At 38.3% G+C, this 4,393-nt stretch carries 10 protein-coding genes; 5 read left to right on the plus strand and 5 right to left on the minus strand.

The features are described 5' to 3' along the window. The 5 genes from HXY53_03180 to HXY53_03200 all read left to right on the plus strand — a co-directional run. Positions 1-312: DUF433 domain-containing protein (locus HXY53_03180; protein NWF75568.1), on the plus strand; the 312-nt coding region annotated here is incomplete at its 5' end. 11 nt (positions 313-323) lie between these two features. Next, positions 324-659, plus strand: coding sequence for a DUF5615 family PIN-like protein (locus tag HXY53_03185; GenBank protein NWF75569.1), 336 nt, complete (start codon positions 324-326; stop codon positions 657-659). Positions 660-1,272: 613 nt separating this feature from the next. After that, positions 1,273-1,794: a hypothetical protein gene (locus HXY53_03190; protein ID NWF75570.1), complete on the plus strand. Its 522-nt coding sequence runs from the start codon at positions 1,273-1,275 to the stop codon at positions 1,792-1,794. After that, the gene (locus tag HXY53_03195) at positions 1,781-2,095 is read left to right on the plus strand and encodes a hypothetical protein (protein ID NWF75571.1); all 315 of its coding nucleotides are present in this window, start codon (positions 1,781-1,783) and stop codon (positions 2,093-2,095) included. The genes HXY53_03190 and HXY53_03195 overlap by 14 nt, the downstream gene beginning before the upstream one ends. A gap of 85 nt (positions 2,096-2,180) precedes the next feature. Continuing rightward, a complete protein-coding gene (locus HXY53_03200; protein NWF75572.1) occupies positions 2,181-2,423 on the plus strand; it encodes a hypothetical protein in 243 nt (80 codons plus the stop codon). A gap of 439 nt (positions 2,424-2,862) precedes the next feature. Here HXY53_03200 and HXY53_03205 read toward each other — a convergent pair whose 3' ends face one another. The 5 genes from HXY53_03205 to HXY53_03225 form a co-directional block, all read right to left on the minus strand. Then, positions 2,863-3,072 (minus strand): hypothetical protein, encoded by a 210-nt coding sequence (locus HXY53_03205; protein NWF75573.1) that lies wholly within the window; start codon positions 3,070-3,072, stop codon positions 2,863-2,865. 10 nt (positions 3,073-3,082) lie between these two features. Next, positions 3,083-3,334, minus strand: a complete 252-nt coding sequence (locus HXY53_03210; protein ID NWF75574.1) for a BrnT family toxin — start codon at positions 3,332-3,334, stop codon at positions 3,083-3,085. An 88-nt stretch (positions 3,335-3,422) separates the two neighbouring features. Then, positions 3,423-3,665 carry a DUF2283 domain-containing protein gene (locus HXY53_03215; GenBank protein NWF75575.1) on the minus strand — a complete coding sequence of 81 codons (243 nt, stop codon included), beginning with the start codon at positions 3,663-3,665 and terminating at the stop codon, positions 3,423-3,425. Beyond that, on the minus strand, positions 3,662-3,904 hold the full coding sequence (locus HXY53_03220; protein NWF75576.1) for a hypothetical protein: 243 nt from the start codon (positions 3,902-3,904) through the stop codon (positions 3,662-3,664). Before HXY53_03220 ends, HXY53_03215 begins: the two co-directional genes overlap by 4 nt. 186 nt (positions 3,905-4,090) lie before the next feature. Continuing rightward, entirely contained in the window at positions 4,091-4,360 is a 270-nt protein-coding gene (locus HXY53_03225) for a hypothetical protein (protein NWF75577.1), read from the minus strand. Between the last annotated feature and the right edge of the window lie 33 nt (positions 4,361-4,393).

Genomic DNA, 4,393 nt, shown 5'->3' on the forward strand with positions numbered 1-4,393 from the left:
GCTGTACAGACAGGGTATGAGCACATAACGTTAAACGAGCATGGCGTTCCCATCATCAGGGGAACGAATATGAAAGTTGTTGAATTAATTTTAGAAAAGATTTCCTACGGGTGGAGTGCCGAAGAACTCCATTTGCAACACCCTTATCTTACCCTTGGAAATATCTATTCTGCTCTGGCATATTATTCTGATCATCAGGATAAGTTTGAAGAAGACATCGAGAAGAGACTTGAAAAAATCATTAAACTTGAAAAAGAAACATCAATATCGCCTCTTATCAATAGATTGAAGTCTAAAGGTCTGATTCAGTGATCCCTATATATATGGATGAACATGTGCCAGGTGCAATTACAATTGGATTAAAATTAAAAGGAGTAGACGTTTTAACAGCTCAAGCTGATAGTTTTACCGGGAAACCCGATTCTGCTTTATTGGAAAGGGCAACATTCCTTAGAAGGATATTGTTTACTCATGATGATGATTTATTGTCTCTCGCAGCAGAACGGCAGACTGCCGGGCAATTATTCTGGGGACTGATTTATGCGCATCCTTTGAAAGTTACGATAGGAATATGTGTGAAAGACATTGAGCTTATATCGAAATATGCAGAAGAAGAGGACGTAAAGAATAAAATAATATTTCTGCCGCTAAGGAAGTGAAGTTTTGTTTTATCCTGTTGCTAACAAGTACACTTCATGTGCCCGCGCTTCACGGTATTTATGCCGTTTCACGGCAGTTTAACCTTGAACATAGAACCCAGAACGGTAGTTATATTCAACGCTATAAACGCTATAACTCAAGTAACGCAATAAACGCAATTAACGCAATAAACCCTATAAACGCTATAACTCAAGTAACGCTATAACTCAATGAACCCTATAAACTCAATCCCGCTTTTCTAATGGGTTTGAGCAAAGAGCTATGAGATATTTGCTATGAGCCAAGGATTGGGGTTGTAAGTTCGCTATCTGCTATCAACGACGAGCTAAATAACTAATATATAATAATCTTGCGAGTTGCATATGAACACTTTACATCTTTTAAAAAAACTGCCTCTGGATAATTCCGACAAATCCAAAGCTTGCTAAAAAGGCATAGGATTTGTACCAGCCGTATAGTTTGAAAGGGAAAATATTCAGGGGTATGATGAAGTTATTGTCGTCAGCAGGATTTTTAAAGCTTATGGAATCAGGGAAGATCGGAGAAACACTTAGTGACCAAAGACGTTGATTATTGAAAATACACATATAATATTATAAAATATTATCTATAATGATAACGGTAATTGATACCTCAACGTTGATATCTCTTGCAAGGATACATTGCCTTGATATTATTCCGGCGTTAAAGATAGATATTATTTTGCCGGATGAAGTGTATGAGGAAGCCGTTATCATAGGAGAAGAGAAAGATATTGCTGATGCAGTAGTAATCAAGAGTTTTCTCAGGAATAATCATGTTAAAATAGTAAGCGTTGGTAACAATAATAAGCAGTCTTTGAGGCAGAAGCTTAATAAAATGCTTTCGAAAGGTGATGAAGCCGTGCTTGCTTTGGCCGTTAAGAAAAAGGTAACCCAAATAATAACCAATGATGACGGCCTTGGTAAAATTGCATCTGCGTTAGGTTTTCGTGTTAATGCCACTCCCGATCTGCTTTTGCAGGGATTATCTGCAAAGTTGTTCGATATGGAGGAATTCGAGATATATATAAGAGGTCTTGTTCTTGAAAATAGAGTGAGCTCTATGGTTGCGGAGCTTTACCTTATGGAAGGAAAAAAATATGTTAAAAGCTAAGGAATTGGTGAGAACCAATGTGATGCTTGATAAAGAACTTCTGAAATTGATTGATGAATATGCGGAGACCATGTTGGAAGACAGGTCAACGGTAATCAGACAACTGATTAAAAAAGCGATTATAGATGAAAAGGTGACACTTGCCGTAAGAAAATATAAAGAAGGGGTTCCCTTCAGAAAAGCAGCAGATATTGCAGGACTTGATTATTGGGATTTTCAGGCTGAACTTGATAAGCGGGAAGTACCGGTGACGGCATCCCTGTCATTTGCAAGAAAGCGCCTTAAACAAATTAAGAATTGAGAAAACCTGCTTAAGGAAAACGCAAGAACTCCCTGCGCTTTTGGCGCAGGGTTCTTAACAAGCTAACCCCCCTCTTGTAGTTGAAATGCATCTGATTGAATCAACTGATCATAGAATTCTGAGGCAAAGTTCTCTCACCCTGAAAAAAATTATTTCGGGTGTTATTAAAAAGGACGATATAGCTATTGCCCTCTCAACAGGTACACCCGGTCCTTTCAGAAAGATAACGGCAATGATTATGGATTCCAGAGGTAATGTTCTGGGGTTTGCGAAGATTGGTGAAACTCCACTAGCGATTGAGCGGATTAAGAATGAAGCGAAAAATTAAAACAATTAGCTATCAGCTATCAGTATCCAGCCTGTTTATATGAAGGGGAGATTGGGAATGGTTATATGCTAATACAATCTCCTGCGCCTTTTGAGGTTCTGCCCCTTACCCGATCTTGGAGCTAACTGGATGAGGCTCTTTGCCTTAACCAGACTTTTGATGAGGACGGCATAAGTGAACAAAATAGTTTCTATATCGTGGAGAATAAGGCCGAATGGTCTCTCTACTGTCGCCTCCAGCACGGAGGAGTTGACTATTCCGTGCTGCCAGGCTATCGAACATCAATAAGTGTTTGATGCAGACTTTGATCTGAAACTGTGATAGGAAACCAAGTCAGCGCTATTGGACAATCTTTTAAAAAAATATGGAAATGGAATTTATTTATTTTATTTCCGATCAGGATCGCTTTTTCTCTTGACAGAGCGGGGCATTATAAGTGTTATGCAGGCTTTTTCTGCCTTTTAATTATTTCAGACAACGATCTCAAGGCCTGATTTACAGCATCATGATCCGGGAAAAGCTTTGCAACGTCGGGTTCAATGACAACAACATTTGTCCCTTCTGCATATCTTTTAGCATATTTCCCCCGAATGCCCTTGCTGAAATCATATTCTTCGAGCATGTCTTGATCTTTTGGCATTCTCTTCATATTGCTTCCTTTATTTTTTGGTTGCCTTTTTTACACTTATTATCCTGATTTTATTTCCTCTTTCTGTATGCACAACTACCAGAAGACGATTTTTGTAAGAATTTCCAATTAAAATGAACCTATCTTCTTCATCGGAATACAGAGGATCATGAATTGTTAATGATAAAGCATCTCTGAAAGCTGTGCTCGCTTCATCAAAAGATACACCATGGATTTTGATATTTTTTCTTGCTTTGTCTGTATCCCATTCAAATAGAAGCATATTTCGTCATTTTTTGTCTCAGTATACCTGTTGTAGATGGGTCTGACAATAGCTGATGTATTGCCTATTTTGGTGCATAACGCTAAAATCAGCGGCGGCTTTTAGCCGTCCGCTGGAGTGATTTGTTAGACGGTTTCTTTTCTATCTGCTCATAGGATAGATGGGGGAGGCTTGCTTGCTTGCGGGCATGCTCAATCGTCATGGCAACCAAATTGCCAGATGTATCGAGGTCGATGTAAATATTTTCGTTTATCTCCTTGGTCTCCGCAACTTCCAAGTCAGAAAACTCCACTAAGGCCGTATCGGTATCTGAAAAATATTTTATTTTCATTTCTCTTCTCCCTTAAAACTCCTATCAAAGAAAGCATTATGAACCGTCTTTCCGTCTGGAAGCAGGATGACGCGGAGAAACTTTCCTTCCTCCTTGATCTTTTTCCACTTTCGGATTCTTTTATCCGACTGAACCTCCGTATAGTCTGGGTCTTTGATTGTCTTTTCAATCCATTCCATCTTTATTTTAGCACGATCAGACCTCTGCTTAGTATAGAGAAAATATTGCGTGAATTTCATCTTTTATATTTTCGCATAACATTCTCTTTTATCTTTATTCTGCATTTGGTAGAATTGTAAGGAAAACATTAAGCATTGTCAACGATTCGAATTGCCTCACCTCACCAAAAATCTAAATGAAACAGATAAACATTATAAGTATTTAAAAGTAAGTTTTAGGGAATCGATTACGCTAGGTAAATGGGGTCAGACTTGTTTATTGCAAATTGTCTTGCCATTTAACATGTTTAAAGCATGTTTAATGTCCGCTTTAAACCTTTTTCTTTCTTTCAAATATCTGGTGATAACCGATGGGTCTTTTTGAAGATAAGATGCTATTTCTTTACACTTATACCCAAATTCCCTGGCTGGAATAAATGCCCAACAGTCCTGTATCTCCTGTTGTAATACATTGTGTAACTCTGGTTTATACCCTGAGGAATTTTTAGAGGCTGATATATTTCTGAAAATCATCATCCCCTTTGAATACCCTCTGGCGTTGATTCCCAC

This window comes from Nitrospirota bacterium, from assembly GCA_013388455.1.
In the GTDB taxonomy this organism is placed as follows: Bacteria; Nitrospirota; Thermodesulfovibrionia; order Thermodesulfovibrionales; family SM23-35; genus JACAFF01.